Here is a 19,303-nt window from a genome sequence, read left to right as displayed (position 1 = left end):
CGACTGTGACTTTCGCCTTCGCAGACCCGGGCGTCGAGACTCCTCGGCTGCCGTCCAAGCCGGCCTTTGGGCTTCTCGACACGCCTGCCTCGTCGTCGCCTGTCGTCACGCCCGAACCGGACCCGACAGACCAGCATGAGCGAGCATCGGCCCGTCCCAAGCGCCGCTTCTCGCCAGGCAAACTTGCCGGGCACGTGATCCTGCTTGCGCTAGCCGTGTTTTCCATCCTGCCCGTGTACTGGATGTTCGCGGCCGCGTTGCGTGCCCCGGGCGATGTCCTCGACCAGTCCATCATTCCGTGGCCCATCAGCTTCGAGACGTTTGCTGACGCTTGGACGCGCATTGGCCTGGGTGAGATGCTGCTCAACACGATCCTGCTGTCCGCGGGAATTGCGGCCGGGCAGATGCTTGTCGCATTGCTTGCCGGCTATGGCTTCGCGATGTGGCGCTTCCCGGGCCGCAACGTGATTTTGATGCTGTTCATCGGTTCCTGGCTGATTCCGTTCCAGGTCACGATGATTCCCAACTACGTGTTGATCTCTGACCTGGGGCTCCTCGGGACGCTGTGGGGTGTGATCTTGCCCAACCTGGGCGCCGCATTCGCGGTGTTGCTGATGCGTCAGCACATGGAATCCTTCCCGCGGGAGATCATCGATGCCGCCAAGGTTGATGGGCGTTCGTCGTGGAACACGCTGTGGACGGTCGTGGTGCCCAACGTGACACCCGCGATTGCCGCGACCACGATCATGCTGTTCATCTCGGCGTGGAACGAGTACCTGTGGCCAGCGCTCGTGCTGCGTACCGGCGCGCCGGTGCTGCAGGTGGGTATTCGCCAGTTCTTGTCCTCTGAGGGCAATGACTGGGGTGCACTGATGGCGGCCTCTGCCATCGCCGCTCTGCCGATCCTCTTGCTGTACTTGTTCCTCCAGCGCTACATCGTCGACGCCTTTGTGCGTTCCGGCCTCAAGTAGCTCATCCACGGACTAAGCCCGGGCGCGTGTCAGCGCCCGGGCTTAGTCTTGTGAGGTGCATCGGGAGCGCCCGGTGCCTCAGTCACTTGGGGAGGTGTCGTGGCGGAGTTGGCGATCGAGACACATGGTCTCGTCAAGACGTACGGGAGCACGCGCGCAGTTGATGGCGTGGATCTCGCGATTGAACGCGGGGGAGTGCACGGCTTTCTGGGCCCCAACGGCGCAGGCAAGACCACCGTGATTCGCATGCTGGCGACCTTGGTGAGGGCCGATGCCGGGACAGGCTCCGTACTCGGCTACGACATAGCCTCGCAGGCAGATGAGGTGCGGTCGCGGGTATCGCTGACCGGCCAGTTCGCTTCCGTGGATGAGGATCTGTCGGGGCTCGAGAACCTGCGGCTGATTGCGAAGCTGTACGGCTACTCGCCCAAGGCGGCGACGCGGCGGGCGAACGAACTGCTCGAAGCGTTTGCGCTGACCGATGCGCGCGACCGCCAGGTCAAGAAGTACTCCGGCGGCATGCGCAGGCGTATCGATATTGCGGCCTCCATCGTGGTGACGCCGGAACTGCTGTTCCTCGACGAGCCCACCACCGGCCTGGACCCGCGAAGTCGCAATGAGGTGTGGGACATCGTGCGCGCCATGGTCGACTTCGGCACAACCGTGATGCTCACCACGCAGTACCTGGACGAGGCGGATGCCCTGGCAGACCGGATCTCCGTGATTGACTCCGGCAAGATCATCGCCGAGGGCACCGCGACGCAGCTCAAGGCCTCCGTGGGGGCAGGAGCTCTGCACGTGCGCGTGATGGAGCGCGAGGAGAGGGACAAGGCTCGGGAAATCTTGATCCGCGAACTCGGCGTCGAGGTGGAACTGCCCACCGACCCGCAGGCCTTGTCCGCCGTCATTGACGACCGCACGCGCGTAACGCGAGCCCTGAGTGCGCTGGACTCCGAGGGAGTGGGGCTTGCCCAGTTCTCGCTGGGTCAACCCACGTTGGACGAGGTCTTCCTGTCACTGACCGGGCAGCCCGCGGCGGAGACCGCCGGTTCCGAGACGGAGGAGGCGGCATGAGCACCGAGACATCACAAGCCGAGTCCACGCCCGAGCCAGCCGCGGAGAACACCCCAGCGCCCCAGGCGCATGCGATCACCCACGCGCTCGCGAACACCGAGCGCCCCGCGCGGCCCAGTGCGCTGTCGACCTCGGTGACGTTCGGGTGGCGTGCACTGCTCAAGATCAAGCACGTGCCCGAGCAACTGCTCGACGTCACTGTGTTCCCCGTCGTGATGACACTGCTGTTCACGTACCTCTTCGGTGGTGCCATCGCCGGCTCGGTCGATAATTACATCGCCTACCTGGCGCCGGGCATCCTGGTGCAGTCGGTGCTGTTCATCACGATGTACACGGGCACCACGCTCCGCACAGACCTCGACAAGGGCGTCTTTGACCGCTTCCGCTCGCTGCCTATCTGGCGTCCTAGCGCTCTTGTGGGCATGCTCCTGGGCGATGCCGTGCGATTCACCGTGGCCGCCATCGTGACGTCGGTTGTGTGCCTCCTGATTGGTTGGCGCCCTGGCGGCGGCTTCGTGGGCGTCGTGCTCGGGGTGGCGCTACTGCTCGTCTTCGCGTTCTCGCTTGGATGGGTGTGGACGTTCCTGTCGATGTTGCTGCGCAGTCCCAACGCGGTGATGGGTGTCGCGATGATGGTGATGATGCCGCTGGTGTTCGCGTCCAACATCTTCGTGGACCCGTCCACCATGCCTGGCTGGTTGCAGGCGTGGGTGGACGTGAACCCGGTATCGCACCTGGTTACAGCGGTGCGCGCACTGATGGACGGGATGTCGCCCGGTGCGGATCTCACGCTCGCGTTGGTGTGGTCGGCGGTCCTCGTCGCCGTCTTCGGAACACTGACCATGTGGAAGTATCGCGACCCCAGCTGACACGGACACGTGAGACTTCTCTCAATCTGAGCGCAGGTGGTCAAATGGGGTGCCGCAAGTGGGGCAAGATTCACCGGTGACTTCCCCAACTGACCTCGAACAGCGCACCTACTTCCGTACTCTCGATGCCGCCCTGGCAGACTTCGCTTTGGGGTTGGGGGCGGTCGATCGTGTGCGGGAGGTGACGCGCGACTTCGACTTCGAGCACGTCTACATCCCAGCCTCGCGTGAGTACATCGCGCTCGAGGCGCTGGGCCAGACCAAGCCGGTCGCGTTCATCACCGAGTTGTACATCGCGCTACACCCTGCCGATGGCGAGAGCGAGTGGGTTGAGCTTCCGGGCGCGACGCGCGCTGACAGCGTGGTTCCCACGGAATCGTCGTCGCAGTGGAACCTGGACCTTCCGATGGGCACGCACAGCGACGCGGACCTCGACCCCTCGGGCGCCTACGCCGACACCCATGCCGGTGCTCCCGCAGCGGCAACCTCGGGAACCATGACTGCCACGCTGGCCAAGCCTGCCGCCGCTGCAAAGAAGAAGGCAGCTAGCCCCAAGAAGGCAGAGCCCGTGGTGCCGACGTGCCCCTCGTGCTTCACCAACCTGCCGGCCACCGGCGCCTGCGACTACTGCGGCTAGCGCGCTTCGTTCCGCGTTGGGGTGACCACGGCATCGGCCCTCTGACAGCGCCTTGGTGAGCGCAGCATCGGGCATGTTCGCCCACGGCTCACCCGTGACCTACGTCTCCGTAACCTACGCGCCCGTAGGTTACGATTAAGTATGGCCGAAAACGTGATGACTTCACCGCCCCTGGTGACCCTTGACCCGTCGCTGCACCTGACCGCGGTGCTCAATGAGCGCGCGAGTTCAAATCCTTCCGCAGCGTTTGCCGAAGTTAAGGATGAACAGGGCGAGTGGACCGGCGTCACGATCGGCGAGTTCCGTGACCGCGTGCGCGCGATCGCCAAGGGCCTCATTGCGACCGGCGTTTCTGTTGGTGACCGCGTGGGCGTCATGGGCGACACCCGCATCGAGTGGTCCGAGCTTGACTACGCGATCCTCGCCGCCGGCGGCGTGACGGTTCCGATCTACCCGTCCTCCTCGGCCTCGCAGTGCGCGTGGATCGTGGAAGACGCAGGGATCTCGTTCGTGGGCGTCGAGAGCGATGAGAACCAGGCCATGCTCGCCGCGCTGGAGGGCGCGCCCGAGGTACTGCCGCTCACCGCAGCAGGCCTCGACGAACTGGCCGCGCGCGGCGCTTCCGTGAGCGACGAGGACCTCGCCGCGCGCACCGCCGACGTCACGCTGGTCGACCTCGCGACCATCATCTACACCTCCGGCACCACGGGCCGCCCCAAGGGCGCGATGCTCACGCACCGCAACCTTGTCGAGCACGCCGCCAACGTGGAAGCCGACCCCAACTTCGGCACCTTTGTGCACGGCGAGACCCGCGTGCTGCTGTTCCTGCCGCTGGCCCACGTCTTCGCACGCTTCGCCATGATCTTGGCGCTGCAGACGGGCTCCGTGATCGGTTACACGCCCAACCACAAGAGCCTCGCCGCCGACCTTCAGGCCTTCAAGCCCACCTGGATGCCACTTGTGCCGCGCGTCCTCGAGACGGTCTACAACCGCGCAGATACCTCGATGAAGGGTATCCGCAAGACCCTGTTCCGTTGGTCGGCCAAGGTCGCGCGCGAGATGTCGGCGTCGATGGAAACCGGCGGGCCTTCGTCTGGCCTGAACTTCCGCTACAAGCTTGCCGACCGCCTGGTGCTGAGCAAGATCCGCGCTCTTCTGGGCGGCAACTTGCAGTACGTCCTCGCGGGTGGAGCGAAGCTCACACCGTCGTTCGGACACTTCTTCCGCGGCCTCGGCATCACGGTGATGCAGGGCTACGGACTGACCGAGACCTCCGCCGCAGTGGTGGGCACCCCCGTCACCGGCTCCATCATGGGAACCGTGGGCCGGCCCATCGCGGGCTGCGAGGCCAAGGTGGACGACGACGGCGAGATCCTGGTGCGCGGCATCGGAACCTTCCCCGGTTACTGGAACGCGCCCGACGCCACCGCGCAGGTCATGCGCGATGGCTGGTTCGCGACCGGCGACCTTGGCGAGATCAAGGACGGCTCGATCAGCATCACGGGCCGCAAGAAGGAACTGCTCGTGCTGAGCTCGGGCAAGAACATTCAGCCCGCAATGCTCGAGGACTTCATCCGCTCGCACCCCGCCATTCAGGACTCCGTCGTGATTGGCGATGGCCGCCACTTCGTGTCCGCTGTCGTGACGCTTGACCCGGTCCTGCTGCCCGACTGGCTGGCCGCGCACGACCTTCCCGAGATGGATCTCGAAACCGCCTCGATGAACGAGAAGGTTCGCGAGGCCGTGGGTCGCGCCGTCGCATCTGCCAACGAGCAGGTGTCGAAGGCCGAGGCCATTAAGGAGTTCCGCATCCTGCCGCGCGAGTTCTCTGAGACGCGCGAGGAGATCACCGCGTCGCTCAAGGTGCGTCGCACGGTCGTCATGGAGCACTTCTCCGATGTGATCGAGTCGATCTACGCCAAGAAGCCGGGCAAGAACAAGCCCCCGCGCTCCGCCGCCTAACCCCCTTTTCCCCTGGCCGTACATACTCGGCGGGGTTTGCGGCTCGCGGCACTCCTGGCCGTAGGTTTTCGGTGGCGGGGACGTCAGTCCACGACAGCAATCGCCTCAATCTCTACGAGCGCTTCGGCGCGTGCGAAGCCGGCCACCTTCACCACCGTGATTGGCACGGGCTGGGCTCCCCAGATCTCCTGCGACCCTGCGAACGCCTCTTGAACGTCGCCGTCCTCATGCAGGTAGATGGTGAGCTTCACGACGTCAGCCTGTGTGGCATCGGCCGCCCACAAGACCGTCAACAGGTTGCGTAGCGCCTGCTCGGTCTGGTCCACGAGGTCGCCGTTGATCGCGCCGGACTCGTCGGTGCCGTTCTGGCCTCCCACGTACACAGTGCGGGTGCCGGATGCTACGACTGCCTGCGAGAACACTGGCGAGGCGTGCATACCTTCGGGGTTGATGTGAGTGATCGCCATGTTTCCTCCTTGGGGCGGGCCGATGCTGTGGTGGCCTTACTTCTTGACGGTACGTCCGCGTGGTGCGGGTTGCACGACGAAAAGTGACGGCCAGGGAGTCTCGGAGTCCGGATCCCCGCCGTGTATGTACGGCCAGGGGAGAGGGGGCGCGGATATGGTGACGGAATGGACGTATCAGCCCCTGTCACCGCAGCCGACTACGCGCTCGAGCGGAACCCGAATGCAGCATCGGCCCCGGACCGCGAACTCGCGATGGAAGCCCCCGCCTTCGGCATGGTTTTTACCGACCACATGGCCCGCGCGACCTGGACGCTTGAGGGCGGCTGGGGAAATCGTCGAGTGGAACCGTTCGCTGACCTATCGTTGCACCCGGGCGCGACGGTTTTGCACTATTCGCAGCAGGTGTTTGAAGGCCTCAAGGCGTACCGCTGGGCTGATGGTTCGACGCGGCTGTTCCGGCCCGAGGGCAACGCTCGGCGCATGGCAGCATCTGCCGCCCGGCTGTCGCTCCCTCCTGTAAGCGAGGACGAGTTTCTTGCATCGGTCGAGGCCCTGCTCGCGGTCGACGGCGACTGGGTGCCGACCCAGGGCGAATCCAGCCTTTACCTACGACCTCTGCTGATGGGCACGGAGGCATGCTTGGGCGTGCGCCCCTCTCATGAAGTCGAGTACTTGCTGATGGCGTGCCCCGTGGGCGCGTACTTCGCGGGCGGCGTGCGGCCCGTGTCGATCTGGGTCGCGCAGGGCTTCCATCGTGCGGGCGAAGGCGGAACTGGCCAGGCCAAGACCGGCGGAAACTACGCAGGCTCGCTCATGCCGCAACAACAGGCTCAGGACAACGGGTGCGACCAGGTGCTGTTCCTTGATGCGCGCGAGGACAAGTACATCGAGGAGCTCGGTGGAATGAATGTTTTCGCAGTGCGTCGCGATGGCACCGTCGTCACTCCGCGGGTCACCGGCACGATCCTCGAGGGCGTGACGCGCGACTCTGTGATTGAACTGCTGCGCGCCGAGGGTCGCGAGGTCGTCGAGCGGGACATCGCGCTCGAGGACTTGCGGTCGGGTATTGCCGATGGGTCCGTGGTGGAGTTATTTGCTTGTGGAACCGCCGCCGTGGTGACGCCAATCGCGCGCCTAGTGTCGCCGTCGTTTGACGAGGTTGTTGCCGACGGCGGGCCGGGAACGCTCACCATGCACGTCCGCGGCGCCCTGACTGATATTCAGTACGGGCGCGCTGAGGATCGCTTTGGGTGGATGACCCGCGTATCGTGAAGGGCGTCCCCCTTTTGCCCTGAGCGGCTGTGAGAAAGGACGCCCCTGTGAGCGCTGAGCCCACCATCCACGTCAACCAATACGGCTATCTACCCGACGGGCCCAAACGCGCGACGTTGGTCTTTGAGGGGGCCGATGCGGTGGACTGGGAGGTCGCGACGGGGGACGGTCAGGTGGTGGCACAGAGGACCACAGTTGTGGCTGGCGTGGACCCGTCCGCGGGCAGTCACGTGCATGTCATCGACTTCTCTCAGCTCGTTGAACCTGGCACGTACGTGGTGCGGGCGTGTGGTGTCGAGAGCGATCCGATTGTGGTCCGTGCGGGTCTCTACGAGCCGCTGACTCGCGACGCGCTCAACTACTTCTACTTGGCGCGGTCCGGGATAAAGATTGATCAGTCCCTGGTGGGTCCCGAGTACGCGCGGGCCGCCGGCCACATCTCGCGACCAAGCGACAACGACATCAACCAGGGCGATTATGACGTCCCGTGCCAGCCGGCGGAGGACTCCGACAAGGTGTACGGAACCCCGTGGACTGCGGGCTACTCCCTCGACGTCGTCGGGGGTTGGTACGACGCCGGGGACCACGGCAAGTACGTCGTGAACGGCGGTATCGCCGTCGCCCAACTGTTGGGCGTGTGGGAGCGTGCGGCACGTGCGGGAGGTGCCGCAGCATCGGCCCTAGGCGATCGTTCCCTGGTGTTGCCCGAACACGGCAACGGCGTCCCTGACGTGCTTGACGAGGCCCGATGGGAGCTGGACTTCATGACGTCGATGATGGTGCCTGCCGGTGAAGAGATGGCGGGTATGGCTCATCACAAGGTGCACGACTATGGATGGACCGGCCTGCCGCTATTACCTGCGGACGGACCGAACACCCGCTACCTCCACCGGCCCTCGACGGCAGCCACCCTCAACGTGGCCGCCGTCGCCGCCCAGGGTGCGCGGCTGTGGGAGCCATACGACGCAAACTATGCGGCACGCTTGCTGCAGGCAGCACGGACATCGTGGTCTGCGGCCGTGCGCCACCCCGACGTGTATGCCCCGCAAGCCGATGGCTTCTTTGGAGGCGGTCCCTACGACGACGATGACGTTCGCGACGAGTTCTACTGGGCGGCGGCCGAGCTGTATCTGACGACGGGTGAGCAGGAATTTGAAGACTTCTTGCTCGCTTCCGACGTCCACACAGCCGACTCTTTTCCGCTCGGGGGATTCAGTTGGGACCGGCTGGATGCCATCGCAAAGATCAACCTCGCGACCGTGGACAGCGGGTTCAGGGACCGCAAAGCGATCGCGGCGCAGGTCGTAGCGGGTGCGCACATGATTGCCGCCGTGCAGGATGCTCAGCCGTTCGGGATGGCGCTGCCAGCCGATGGGTTCGTGTGGGGATCCAATAGCCAGATCCTGAACAACATCGTGGTGCTCGGCTCCGGGTATGACCTGAGCGGCGATGCTGCGCTACTGCGCTCGGCTCAAGAAAGCATCGACTACCTGCTTGGTCGCAACGCGCTGGGGCTGTCGTACATTACGGGCTACGGCGTTACCTCTGTGCACAATCAGCACTCACGGTGGTTCGCCCACCAGGTCGACCCGACGCTTCCACACCCTCCGAACGGGTCTGTCGCGGGAGGCCCGAACGCGGATACCCCGACCTGGGACGACGCCATCCGGGAGAAGTACCCGGACGGAGACTGCGCTCCGCAGCTAGCGTACGTCGACGACATTCATTCGTGGGCGACCAACGAGATCACGATCAACTGGAACTCGGCGCTCGCGGCGGCGGCATTCTTTCTCGCGTTCCCCGAGGCTCGAGTCTCTGAGGTCTCGTAGGGGCTGTGGATTCTTGCCATGCGGGGCGTCGTCCCCAGGTGAGCGAGCCTGCGGTCCGTGTCCCAAGAAGTGTGACGTGTCTGTGACGTACCGTGCGGTGCGCTTAGCCTTGTGGCGATATGAACGAGTCCACTCCTGAGTACACGCTGACCCGCAAGAAGGGTATGCGTCGCGTTTGGCTGCGCGTCGTTGCCGATGGTTCGTTGGCCGTGAGCGCGCCGTACTCGATGTCGCGGTCGACAATCGACGGCTTTGTCCGCGCCAAATCGGGCTGGATTGAGAAGCGGCGCTCACTCATTACTGACTTGCCGCCGCAGCTTGAGGCCGGGCCCGAGGCCGAGCAGTTGAAGGCGTGGATCTGGGAGCAACTCGACGAGCTGATGCCGATGTGGTGTGAGCGGATGGGCGTGGATGTTGAGCCGCGGGTGAGCCTCAAGATCATGACGTCGCGATGGGGCAGTTGTAACGCTGTGCGACGCCGAGTCTCGCTCAATGTCGAACTTGGTCGGCGCGGGCGCGACGCACTCGAGTACGTGCTGGTTCACGAACTCGCGCACCTCTTCGAGTCCAATCACGGTCTCGGCTTCTACGCGATTATGGACCGGCACCTTCCGGACTGGAAGGCGCGGCGCGCGGCGCTGCGGTCCTTGCAGAAGAAGCCTCAGCGGTAGCGCGTCAGTTCCGGAGTGCGTTGACCTCGGTGACGAGCGCGCGCAGCCGTGGGGACGTCGGCACCTCATCCTGTGGGTCGCTGACGTCGAGCGAGCGGAGGCTGTCTGGCAGCGACGTCAGCGCGCGGGCGCAACGGTCGCGGGCATCGGCTAGCGACCGGGTTTCTCCTACGGGCGAGCCGTCAGCCATCACGTGTTCGAGGAGTGGACGTCCCTCCAGCGACTCGTCTGCGAGCCCGATCACGTCGGCGCCAAAGCCGCCGTCGACTTCACGGCGCCACACCTGCTTGCGGCCGGGCAGCGAGTCCTTGCCCGTGGACATCTTCAGCACGGGGCGACCCTCGTACTCCGCGAGTTTGTAGACGGCGCTGAGCGCGGGTGCGTCGGCGCTCACTCCCATCTGGGTTCCCACGCCAAAGGCGTCGCATGGAGCCCCCGCCTCTAGCAGCTCGGTAATCCGATACTCGTCGAGGTCGCCACTCACGATGATGCGGACATCCTCAAGGCCGCCCTCGTCAAGCACCTCCCGCACCTTGTGCGACAGCGCCGCCAAGTCTCCTGAGTCGAGCCGGACGCCCCGCAGACGAACGCCCTCGTCGGCGAGCTCACGCGCGACCTGGACAGCGCGGTGCGCGCCCTCCACGGTGTCGTAGGTGTCGATCAGCAGCACCGCGGACGTGGGGAAGTCGCGGGCGAAACGTCGAAACGCGTCCACCTCGTCTTCAAAGGCCATCACATACGAATGCGCCATCGTGCCGCTCAGCGGTATTCCATACGCCTTGCCGGCCAAGACATTGCTGGTAGCCGAAGCGCCCGCCACATACGCGGCGCGTGCGCCTCGCACCGCAGCCTCCGGCCCGTGTGCGCGCCGCGAAGCGAAGTCGACAAAGCCCCGTTCGCCGCTGGCCAGCGCCACGCGCGCGGCCTTGGACGCGATGGCCGTCTGATGAGCAACCGTGGACAGCAGGGCCGTCTCCACGATCTGGGCCTCGATGATGGGCGCCTCGATGCGGAGCAGCGGCTCGTCGGGGAAGCAAATCTCGCCTTCCGGGATCGCCCACACATCGCCGGTGAAACGGAAGTCCCCGAGGTAGTCCAGGAAATCCGCATTGAAGGTGCCCAGCGAGCGCAGGTACTCGACATCCGAATCAGTGAAGCGCAACTGATCGAGGTAACTCAACGCATCGGCCAGGCCCGCGGCAACGAGGAACCGCCGCTCAAGCGGTAGCCGGCGCACAAACAGGTCGAAGACCGCCGACCCGGTCACGCCTTGCGAGAAGTAGCTCGCGGCCATGGTGAGTTCGTACTGGTCGGTGGCGAGGGCGCTGGTGGCGGCATTAGTGCCGGGGAGCGTCATGCGACCCATCGTGGCACGAGTGCGGGCGGCGTTACGTTCCATACGCCGCGAGAAACGTTCTGACCGCGGCACGCACGTGCGAGTCTCGCTCAGCCGCAGACGGAATGCTGGCATCGCCTAGCAGCATCGCGTCATTCACCGGCTGGCCCATCACCAGCCAGTTCAACTGCGAAGCTGCCTGCCCGGGGTGGGGGACTGCGAGCAGGCCGCGTGCGTCGAGGTCAGCCAGCACATCGGCGAGGATGTCAATGGCCCTGTGCGGGCCGCGTTCTGCGAGCGTGCGGGCAAGGTCGGGGAAGCGGCCCAGCTCTCCGATGACGAGTCGGCGCAGTTGCATGAGTCGTGGCGTGAGCACCAGGTCGAGCTGTCTAGACAGTAAGCGGTGGAGTGCATCGGGCAGGTCCCCAGCGGAGGTGACGGCGAGGGGATCGGCGTGGACGCGGTCACCAGTTTCCTCGGTCATTGCGGTCACCAACTGCAGGAACAGGCCTTCCTTGCTGCCAAAGTGCGCGTAGAGCGTCTGTTTGGCGACGCCCGAGCGCGCGGCGATGCGATCCATCGACACAGTGTCGTAGCCGCCGCTGAGGAATTCCTCCTCGGCGGCAGCCAGCACTGCTCGCCGCTTCTCCAGCGACGTTGGCCTGATGGTCACGTGGGCTCCTTGATTCGTGAGACTAAGTAGTCTAGTTTCTAGATATAAGACGGCGTAGTCTAGAAAGTCAAGAATCCCGGCAACACCGCTCCCGACGAAACGAGCACCGCATGAACGTCGCAACTTCACAGGACGGCACCACGCTCGCCTATGACATTCAAGGTGAGGGGCCGCCGCTGATCTACGTGACCGGAGCAACGGTGTTTCGTAGGTTTGGCCCCATTGTTAAGGATGCCAAGTCCTTCGCGAAGGCCTTCCAAGTCATCACCTACGACCGTCGCGGCCGGGGTGACTCTGGCGCGGGCGAGCCATGGTCTCTGGAGCGGGAAGTGGACGACCTGGAGGCGATGATCGACCAAGTAGGCGGGAAGGCCTATGTCTACGGGCATTCGTCCGGCGCCGTGATCGCGCTCCACGCCGCTCATCGACTGGGAGAGAAAGTTCAAGCCACCATGCTCTACGACGCCCCCTGGGTGGCGGATGAGAAGGAAAAGGATGAATACGCTGCGCTGAGGTCGCACGTGGACGATCTTCTCGACCGCGGCAAGGACGCTGCCGCGTTGCGGCGCTTCCTGACCGGGATTGGCATGCCACGTGTGTTTGTCGCTCTACTGCCCATGTTCGGGGGCTGGCGGACGATGGTCGCGCTCGCACCCACCGTGCGCTACGACATGGAGCTCACGGCGGACCTTCCCCCGACCGAGGTTGCGGCGGCGGTCACCTCCCCTGTGCACGTGGTGGTGGGGGAGCGCAGCCCGGCATCCTTGCACGTGGTCGCTGATGCGCTCGCTACGGCGGTGGGCGGAGAGGTGGCAGTGATCCCCAAACAGGACCACATGGTGGCACCGGAAGTGCTGCTGCCGGAGTTGGTTGCGCGGCTGAAGCCCTGAGGCGTGGACCGGCTGCTCGAGATCGATGCTCGACCACGTCGCGTTCTCGGTGCCACACAGCGCCCCCGGAGCCTGAGCGCCTGGGGTTCCCGCAGCATCGGCCCTGTGCCATACTGAACTCGATGTACACCGCGATCATCATTCCGTAGCGCGTCGGCGAGAGAATTCCCCGACGCGCAGCCTCCCGTACCCTTGGGAGGCTTTTTTGTTGGGAAAACTCTCCGGCACCGCCACAAGCACCGCCGCCTAGCGGCCGGCCGCACGGAATGATGACACTTCACAAGGAGCCCGCACCATGACGGATCTCAAGGTAGAGGTCTACGACACCACCCTGCGCGACGGTGCGCAGCAAGAAGGCATGAACCTGTCCGTAGCGGACAAGATGGCGATTGCCCCACTGCTCGACGAGCTCGGTGTCGGCATTATTGAGGGCGGCTGGCCCGGTGCGGTTCCCAAGGACACTGAGTTCTTTAGCCTCGTGAACAAGGAGCTGTCGTTCAAGAACGCGCAGTTCGCCGCGTTCGGCATGACGCGCAAGGCCGGCACCACGGCCGCATCTGACCCCCAGGTGCGCGCCTTGCTGGACTCCGAGGCACCCATCGTCACGCTCGTGTGCAAGGCGGACATCCGCCACGCCGAGCGCGCACTTCGCGTCACCCCCGACGAGAACCTCGCGATGATCGAGGAGACCTTCGCCTTCCTCACCGGCGAGGGGCGCCGCGTCATCATGGACGCCGAGCACTTCTTCGACGGCTACCGCTACGACGCCGACTACGCGCTGCGCACCCTCCAGGCCGCGGTCGCCGGTGGCGCCGACACCCTGTGCCTGTGCGACACCAACGGCGGAATGCTCCCCGACGACGTCAGCGAGATCGTGCGCGCCGTCGGCTCCAAGGTCGATACCGTGCTCGGTATGCACGCCCACAACGACTCTGGCTGCGCGGTCGCGAACTCCATGGCCGCCGTCGCCGCCGGAGCCACGCACGTCCAGGGCTGCATCAACGGTTACGGCGAGCGCACCGGCAACGCGGACATCGTCTCCGTGGTCGCAAACCTCGAGATCAAGAAGGGCCTCAGCGTCCTCAAGGGTGCGGGCCTGACCGAGTCGACCCGCATCGCCCACGCGATCTCCGAGATCACCAACATCGCTCCCTTCGCGCGTCAGCCCTACGTCGGTGCCTCCGCGTTCGCTCACAAGGCGGGCCTGCACGCATCCGCGATCCGCGTGGACCCCGACCTTTACCAGCACACTCAGCCGGAGAAGGTTGGAAACGGCTTGCGCATGCTCGTGTCCGACATGGCGGGGCGCGCCTCGATCGAGCTCAAGGGCAAGGAGCTCGGATTCAACCTTGAGGGTCAGGGCGAACTTCTGGGCCGCGTGACCGACCGCGTCAAGCACGCTGAGGCCGCCGGCTACACCTTTGATGCGGCCGATGCTTCGTTTGAGTTGGTACTTCGCGACGAGATGGGCGAGGACAACACGTTCTGGGACGTCGAGACCTGGCGCGTGCGTGTGTCATCCAAGTTGGGCGACCCCACCGATGCCGACGCCGAATCGATCGTGAAGCTCGTTGCGGGCGGCACCCGACAGGTCGCGGTCGGCGAAGGAAACGGTCCCGTCAACGCCCTCGACCACGCGGTGCGCAGCGCTCTGTGCGCGGTGTACCCCGAAATCGAGCGCTTCGAACTGACCGACTTCAAGGTTCGCATCATGGAGGCATCGCACGGTACTGACGCCGTGACGCGCGTCCTGATCACGACCGTGCACGGCGAGACGGGGGAGACCTGGCGCACCGTCGGCGTAGGCCCCAACATCATCGAGGCGTCCTGGGAAGCGCTCGTTGACTCGCTGGTCTACGGACTCATCAAGGAAGGCGTCTCGCGGCGCTAAAGAGTTGTCCTTCGGTACTGTTCGGCCGTTGCCTCAAGCTGGTCGAGCAGTATCGAAGACCGCACGAATTACCTTTCGAGAGAAGCGTCGATAACGCGCTCGAACTCTAGTGCGGCAGCGACAGATTCAGGCGCGGATAGGATCTCTTCCGCCAAGTTTAGGTTTAGTGTGAGCGCAGGAACCCCCAGTGCGCACAGGCCGGCGACGTCGTCGACGGTCCTCAGACTTGCTGCCAGTACTTGCGTGTGGCTGTGTCCGCGCTCCGATATTTTCTGCATTGCCGCGATTTCTTGGCTAGCGTCTCTGCCACCGTCATTGATTCGGCCGAAGTAAGGTGCGACATAGCGGACGCCGATCGCCTCCGCGACGGCCACTTGAAAGGCGCGGTAGACCGCTGTAATGAGCACGGTTGTCCCATGTTCTTTCAGGATCCGTGCCGCAGCGAAGCCGTCTCGCGTTGCAGGCAGCTTGACGATGATGTTGGGGTCAATTCTCAAGATTTGTTTAGCATTGGACAGCAACGTGGACGTATTCGGGCCCCATGCTTGGAAGCAGATTTCCTGGGCGCCGGCGTCGTGCGCCCAGGCGTAGACGGAAGCAAGGTCTCGAACGCTGCAACCATCTCTGTCAAGAATCGTGGGATTCGTCGTGAGGCCATAGAAAACTCCAGTGCTGAACAGGTCAGTGCTGCGTGCTCTATCCGCGGAATCAAGGAAGAGGCGTGGGTGCGTCAATGGATCTCCCAGAGTCTTGGTAGTTGTGATTGTCCGCAACCTAACACCTGCACTGGTCCCACCCACCCGATTTTTCGCTCAGATGAGCATCGTTGTCGGCTCGATCCCTCTGTGTGTCGCATCGCTTTCCTTGCGCGTGGTCCGGCTGGCTAGTTGTCGCTCCCCTTTGTGAATGATCCGTTACTTCGCATCGTCAGTGAGTAGCAGGCGCGCAACCTGTGTGTCGGTGACCAACATGTTCGCGTATCCGCCTTTCAGAACCGCGCGAAGGGCGGCTGCTTTCGAGGGGTGCCCAGCGATAGCGATGACAGTCGGAATGCGGCGCAGGTCACTGGAGGTGGCCGAGATGATTCGGCCCTTCAGCGCCGTTTCGATCTCATTCCCCTCGCTATCGAGTAGCACTCCGCAGATTTCTGCTTGGACGCCTCTTCTGTCGAGGTCCTCTCGCACTTCAGGGGAGCAGAACATGCGCAACTGCGAGTTCGGTGGGTTCCAGCTGCCGACCGAGGCGATCGCGACCGAGACGTCCCGGAAGCGGTCGATCGTGGCGCTGATCTCCGGCGCCTGTTTGAGGCTCTCTGCTGTCTCAATACTCGGCACTACGAGCGGCGTGTAGAGCGGGTATGCCTCGCTCCCAGTGATGCCGGAGAAAATTCGAACGAGGTCCATGAGGTTCTCGCCGGGATTGCCTGCGATTCCTCCCAGTTGGACTACCGTGCACTTGGGGAGTGACGTCACGTAGTCCGCAGTAGCTTTCACTGTGCGGCCCCACCCCACTCCAAGTACGTCCTCGTGAGAGAGGTGTTGCTGTAGAAGCAAGGCGCCTTCGCGTCCGAGCGCTTGCCTGATGTGAACCGGGTTCCCGCTGCCGGCATTCACGACCACAGCATGTTGAAGTGAGAAGCGCTCCTTGAGGCGCATCGCCAATCCGGTCCAACGTTCACGTGGTCGGTGCAATGTCACTCTGACCGCCCCCCGCTCGAGCGCCTCGTCGAGGAGGCGTGCAATTTTGAACCGGGACAACCCGAGTTCAGTCGCAATCTCGACCTTCGAGAGGCCGTGAAAGTAGTGACTTCTTGCGACTTCCATGAGGAGGTCATCGTGTGCCAGCGCGCCAGCAGCTGACTGCAGCCGATCAGATTCTTTGCTCATATGAGCACAGTATCGTTGAGTTCCTCGAAATGCGCACCATAGAGTGCGACTCCGGAGCCGCATAGGAACGAAGGTCGGACCACGTGTCCGATGCTCAACGGAGAGGAAAACGCGTGACTAAGTACGCAATCGGTGTTGACTTTGGCACTGAGACCTGTCGCGCAGTGGCAATTGATTTGTCCGACGGTCGGGAAGTTGCAATCGCATCGTCTGCGTACCGCCATGGAGTAGTGGACGACATCTTTCCCGAAAGCGGCAAGAAGTTACCGAACGACTGGGCGCTTCAGTACCCTGCGGACTACCTTGAAGCCCTCGTCGCTTCCGTCAAGGGAGTCCTCGGCCACGACGAGATCAACCCCGAGGCGGTGTTGGGGCTCGGCATCGATACCACTGCCTGCACCCTCATCCCTGTCGACGCCAATGACGTTCCGTTAGCAGATCTCGATGCGTTTAGGTCAGAGCCCCACGCGTATGCAAAGTTGTGGAAGGACCACTCCGCGCAGCCGCAGGCAGACCGCGTCAACGCCCTCGCAGAACTCAGGCAAGAGGTCTTCCTCAACTACTACGGGGGCAAAGTCTCTGCGGAATGGGTGCTTGCCAAGACGCTTAAATGGTTCGAGGAGGCTCCCGTAGTTTTCGACGCTGCGGAGCGAATCTACGAGTGCGGCGACTGGCTCGTCTCAACTCTCGTGGGCACAGAGGCCCGGGGAGTGGCGGTTGCCGGATATAAGGCCGCATATCAGCGTGACATCGGCTACCCGTCCCCAGCGTTCCTTGAGGCGTTGTCTCCGGGATTCTCGAAGATGTTGGAAAAGTATGGCCACGCGTTTCTAGAGCCTGGCGACCGCGCCGGCACCCTGACTCCAATGTGGGCGAAGATTCTAGGCCTCTCGCCCGAAACTATCGTGAGTACGAGCAACCTCGATGCGCACGTTGCGGTGCTTGGGGCTGGTGTCTCCGAACCGGGCGAAATGCTCCTTGTCATGGGTACTTCAGTGTGCAACCTCATGCTCTCCGAAGAGAAGCAGTTTGTGCCTGGTGCCGCAGGTGTGGTGTTCAACGGTTTGATTCCTGGTTACTGGGCATATGAGGCGGGGCAAGCCGGCGTCGGCGACACCTTCGGTTGGTTCGTACGCAATTTTGTCCCCGCTGAATACGAAATCGAAGCGGAGTCACGCTCACAAACGACATTTGAGCTGCTTGAAGAAAGATCCGCTGCCATGGAGCCCGGTGAGAGTGGGATCGTTGCGCTGGACTGGTTCAACGGAAATCGATCCACCTTGATGGACTCGCACCTCAGCGGGCTACTCGTGGGATTGACACTGCAGTCGAAGCCGGAGCACGTATATAGAGCACTGATCGAAAGCTCGGCGTTCGGACAGCGACGAATCATCGAGGCATTCCAGGATGCGGGCCTCCCTGTCCGGCGAATTGTCGCGTGCGGGGGTCTTCCCAGAAAGGCGCCGTTGTTGATGCAAACGCTCGCCGATGTCCTCAACGTGGAGATCGAAGTGAGCGACTCAGCTCACACTCCTGCCGTAGGTGCTGCACTCCACGCAGCTATCGCGGCCGGTCCTGATCTCGGAGGCTTCGGTTCATTCGACGAGGCTGCCAAGATCGCTAGTCCGATTGCGACCAGATACTTCCCCAACGCCCGCAGGGCCAAGAAATTTGATGGCCTCTACGACCTCTATCACCGGTTGTACGAGCACTTTGGGAACGCTGACCGGGAACTGATGCACTCCTTGAGAGCTCACTCCTCCTAGTACTCAACACACAACACACAAAAGGAAGAAAAGATGGTTACACAAAGTCGTGTCAAAGTCCTCGCGTTCACGGCGGCAGCAGGTGTCGCGCTCGCAGCCTGTAGCGCCAGTGCGGACTCTACAGAAGCCGGAGTGGGCGATGAAGGCGAAGTGACGATGGTCAACGTCGTCAAGCTGGCCGGCGGAGATTGGTTTAACCGGATGGAGGTCGGCAACCAGGAGTGGGCAGCTGAACACCCCGGTACTGTCGTCACCCAAACAGCCGGCGACGATGCATCTGAAGAGAAGCAAATTGCGGTGATCAATGATCTGATCCCGCAGCAGCCGGCCGCGTTGACGGTTGTGCCGAACTCGCCCGAGTCGCTTGAGTCCGTCCTCAAGCGTGCGGAGGAATCGGGCATCGTCGTGATTACTCACGAAGCACCGGGCATTGAGAACGCTGTTGCCAATATTGAAGCGTTCGACAACAACGCGTATGGAGGCTTCCAGATGGACACGCTCGCCGCGTGCATGGGAGATTCCGGAGAGTACGCCCATATGGTTGGCTCGCTGACAGTTGCAAGCCACAACGTGTGGGCAGAAGGAGCGCTCGAACGTGCTGCCGCTGACTACCCTGACATCTCACGTGTGGCCGACCCCATTTCCTCGGAAGAAGATCAAGAGACCGCGTATCAGCGAACCAAGGAAATTATCGCAACCTATCCAGATATCAAGGGCTTCATTGGCGCCGCGTCAACCGACATTGCAGGTATTGGGCGGGCTGTACAAGAAGCAGGTCTGCAAGGCGACACCTGTGTGGTCGGAACCTCCACGCCATCCACGGCAGGCAGTCTCCTCGACGATGGCTCAATTGATGTCATCACTGGTTGGGACCCCGCGCTGGCGGGTCAGGCCATGCTGCAGGCAGCGCAGCTGGTGATGGACGGTGAAGAGATCGTTGATGGCATGGACCTCGGCGTCCCCGGGTACGAGTCGATCACTCAGGACCCGGAGATCGCCAACAACTTTTACGGTGACGCGTGGATCGAGATCCGCTTGGACAACCTCGAAGACTACCCGTTCTAAGTGATTTTCAGCGGGGGTCGGCCATCCCTCCCGGTCGGCCCCCG

17 protein-coding genes are annotated in these 19,303 nt (G+C 63.4%); 12 read left to right on the top strand and 5 right to left on the bottom strand.

Features of this window, described 5'->3' with window-relative positions; genetic code table 11:
* The first annotated feature begins 5 nt into the window (after positions 1-5).
* The 5 genes from AOP74_RS11725 (at position 6) to AOP74_RS11705 (ending at position 5,513) form a co-directional block, all read left to right on the top strand.
* Positions 6-971, top strand: coding sequence for a carbohydrate ABC transporter permease (locus AOP74_RS11725; RefSeq protein ID WP_201774332.1), 966 nt, complete (start codon positions 6-8; stop codon positions 969-971).
* A gap of 99 nt (positions 972-1,070) precedes the next feature.
* Entirely contained in the window at positions 1,071-2,045 is a 975-nt protein-coding gene (locus AOP74_RS11720; protein WP_061962533.1) for an ATP-binding cassette domain-containing protein, read from the top strand.
* Positions 2,042-2,914, top strand: coding sequence for an ABC transporter permease (locus AOP74_RS11715; RefSeq protein ID WP_061962532.1), 873 nt, complete (start codon positions 2,042-2,044; stop codon positions 2,912-2,914). Before AOP74_RS11720 ends, AOP74_RS11715 begins: the two co-directional genes overlap by 4 nt.
* 76 nt (positions 2,915-2,990) lie before the next feature.
* Entirely contained in the window at positions 2,991-3,551 is a 561-nt protein-coding gene (locus tag AOP74_RS11710) for a hypothetical protein (RefSeq protein WP_152649283.1), read from the top strand.
* Between the two features lie 156 nt (positions 3,552-3,707).
* Positions 3,708-5,513, top strand: coding sequence for an AMP-dependent synthetase/ligase (locus AOP74_RS11705; protein WP_160297490.1), 1,806 nt, complete (start codon positions 3,708-3,710; stop codon positions 5,511-5,513).
* 83 nt (positions 5,514-5,596) lie between these two features.
* Here AOP74_RS11705 and AOP74_RS11700 read toward each other — a convergent pair whose 3' ends face one another.
* Positions 5,597-5,980 (bottom strand): RidA family protein, encoded by a 384-nt coding sequence (locus AOP74_RS11700; RefSeq protein WP_061962529.1) that lies wholly within the window; start codon positions 5,978-5,980, stop codon positions 5,597-5,599.
* Positions 5,981-6,145: 165 nt separating this feature from the next.
* On the opposite strand from AOP74_RS11700, the gene AOP74_RS11695 reads away from it, so the two are divergent.
* The 3 genes from AOP74_RS11695 (at position 6,146) to AOP74_RS11685 (ending at position 9,752) form a co-directional block, all read left to right on the top strand.
* Complete coding sequence (locus tag AOP74_RS11695; protein ID WP_061962528.1) at positions 6,146-7,252, top strand: branched-chain amino acid aminotransferase; 1,107 nt, start codon at positions 6,146-6,148, stop codon at positions 7,250-7,252.
* A gap of 47 nt (positions 7,253-7,299) precedes the next feature.
* Positions 7,300-9,081 (top strand): glycoside hydrolase family 9 protein, encoded by a 1,782-nt coding sequence (locus tag AOP74_RS11690; protein ID WP_061962527.1) that lies wholly within the window; start codon positions 7,300-7,302, stop codon positions 9,079-9,081.
* A gap of 119 nt (positions 9,082-9,200) precedes the next feature.
* Positions 9,201-9,752 carry a M48 family metallopeptidase gene (locus tag AOP74_RS11685; protein ID WP_061962526.1) on the top strand — a complete coding sequence of 184 codons (552 nt, stop codon included), beginning with the start codon at positions 9,201-9,203 and terminating at the stop codon, positions 9,750-9,752.
* Between the two features lie 4 nt (positions 9,753-9,756).
* Here the strand turns inward: AOP74_RS11685 and AOP74_RS11680 are convergent, their stop codons facing one another.
* Both AOP74_RS11680 and AOP74_RS11675 read right to left on the bottom strand, forming a co-directional pair.
* The gene (locus tag AOP74_RS11680; RefSeq protein ID WP_061962625.1) at positions 9,757-11,109 is read right to left on the bottom strand and encodes a nicotinate phosphoribosyltransferase; all 1,353 of its coding nucleotides are present in this window, start codon (positions 11,107-11,109) and stop codon (positions 9,757-9,759) included.
* A gap of 31 nt (positions 11,110-11,140) precedes the next feature.
* Positions 11,141-11,761 carry a TetR/AcrR family transcriptional regulator gene (locus AOP74_RS11675; protein ID WP_061962525.1) on the bottom strand — a complete coding sequence of 207 codons (621 nt, stop codon included), beginning with the start codon at positions 11,759-11,761 and terminating at the stop codon, positions 11,141-11,143.
* Between the two features lie 110 nt (positions 11,762-11,871).
* On the opposite strand from AOP74_RS11675, the gene AOP74_RS11670 reads away from it, so the two are divergent.
* Both AOP74_RS11670 and cimA read left to right on the top strand, forming a co-directional pair.
* Positions 11,872-12,651 carry an alpha/beta fold hydrolase gene (locus AOP74_RS11670; RefSeq protein ID WP_061962524.1) on the top strand — a complete coding sequence of 260 codons (780 nt, stop codon included), beginning with the start codon at positions 11,872-11,874 and terminating at the stop codon, positions 12,649-12,651.
* 295 nt (positions 12,652-12,946) lie between these two features.
* Positions 12,947-14,542: a citramalate synthase gene (cimA, locus tag AOP74_RS11665; RefSeq protein ID WP_061962523.1), complete on the top strand. Its 1,596-nt coding sequence runs from the start codon at positions 12,947-12,949 to the stop codon at positions 14,540-14,542.
* Between the two features lie 68 nt (positions 14,543-14,610).
* Here the strand turns inward: cimA and AOP74_RS11660 are convergent, their stop codons facing one another.
* Together AOP74_RS11660 and AOP74_RS11655 are read right to left on the bottom strand one after the other, a co-directional pair.
* On the bottom strand, positions 14,611-15,276 hold the full coding sequence (locus AOP74_RS11660; RefSeq protein ID WP_061962522.1) for a transaldolase family protein: 666 nt from the start codon (positions 15,274-15,276) through the stop codon (positions 14,611-14,613).
* Positions 15,277-15,456: 180 nt separating this feature from the next.
* Positions 15,457-16,428: a sugar-binding transcriptional regulator gene (locus AOP74_RS11655; protein WP_061962521.1), complete on the bottom strand. Its 972-nt coding sequence runs from the start codon at positions 16,426-16,428 to the stop codon at positions 15,457-15,459.
* A 113-nt stretch (positions 16,429-16,541) separates the two neighbouring features.
* On the opposite strand from AOP74_RS11655, the gene AOP74_RS11650 reads away from it, so the two are divergent.
* Positions 16,542-18,194, top strand: coding sequence for a ribulokinase (locus AOP74_RS11650; RefSeq protein WP_061962520.1), 1,653 nt, complete (start codon positions 16,542-16,544; stop codon positions 18,192-18,194).
* A gap of 33 nt (positions 18,195-18,227) precedes the next feature.
* A complete protein-coding gene (locus tag AOP74_RS11645; protein WP_061962519.1) occupies positions 18,228-19,259 on the top strand; it encodes a substrate-binding domain-containing protein in 1,032 nt (343 codons plus the stop codon).
* Positions 19,260-19,303: the final 44 nt, after the last annotated feature.

This window comes from Demequina flava (assembly GCF_000975035.1).
GTDB classification, from domain to species: Bacteria; Actinomycetota; Actinomycetes; order Actinomycetales; family Demequinaceae; genus Demequina; species Demequina flava.
The sequence above is the reverse complement of the archived record's forward strand: the minus strand, read 5'-3'. Positions and strand labels throughout refer to the sequence as shown.

Coding starts and splice junctions, on each gene's coding strand:
- AOP74_RS11715 (WP_061962532.1), top strand. CDS start 2,042: ATGAGCACCGAGACATCACAAGCCGAGTCCACGCCCGAGCCAGCCGCG.
- AOP74_RS11705 (WP_160297490.1), top strand. CDS start 3,708: ATGACTTCACCGCCCCTGGTGACCCTTGACCCGTCGCTGCACCTGACC.
- AOP74_RS11700 (WP_061962529.1), bottom strand. CDS start 5,980: ATGGCGATCACTCACATCAACCCCGAAGGTATGCACGCCTCGCCAGTG.
- AOP74_RS11695 (WP_061962528.1), top strand. CDS start 6,146: ATGGACGTATCAGCCCCTGTCACCGCAGCCGACTACGCGCTCGAGCGG.
- AOP74_RS11685 (WP_061962526.1), top strand. CDS start 9,201: ATGAACGAGTCCACTCCTGAGTACACGCTGACCCGCAAGAAGGGTATG.
- AOP74_RS11680 (WP_061962625.1), bottom strand. CDS start 11,109: ATGACGCTCCCCGGCACTAATGCCGCCACCAGCGCCCTCGCCACCGAC.
- AOP74_RS11670 (WP_061962524.1), top strand. CDS start 11,872: ATGAACGTCGCAACTTCACAGGACGGCACCACGCTCGCCTATGACATT.
- cimA (WP_061962523.1), top strand. CDS start 12,947: ATGACGGATCTCAAGGTAGAGGTCTACGACACCACCCTGCGCGACGGT.
- AOP74_RS11655 (WP_061962521.1), bottom strand. CDS start 16,428: ATGAGCAAAGAATCTGATCGGCTGCAGTCAGCTGCTGGCGCGCTGGCA.
- AOP74_RS11645 (WP_061962519.1), top strand. CDS start 18,228: ATGGTTACACAAAGTCGTGTCAAAGTCCTCGCGTTCACGGCGGCAGCA.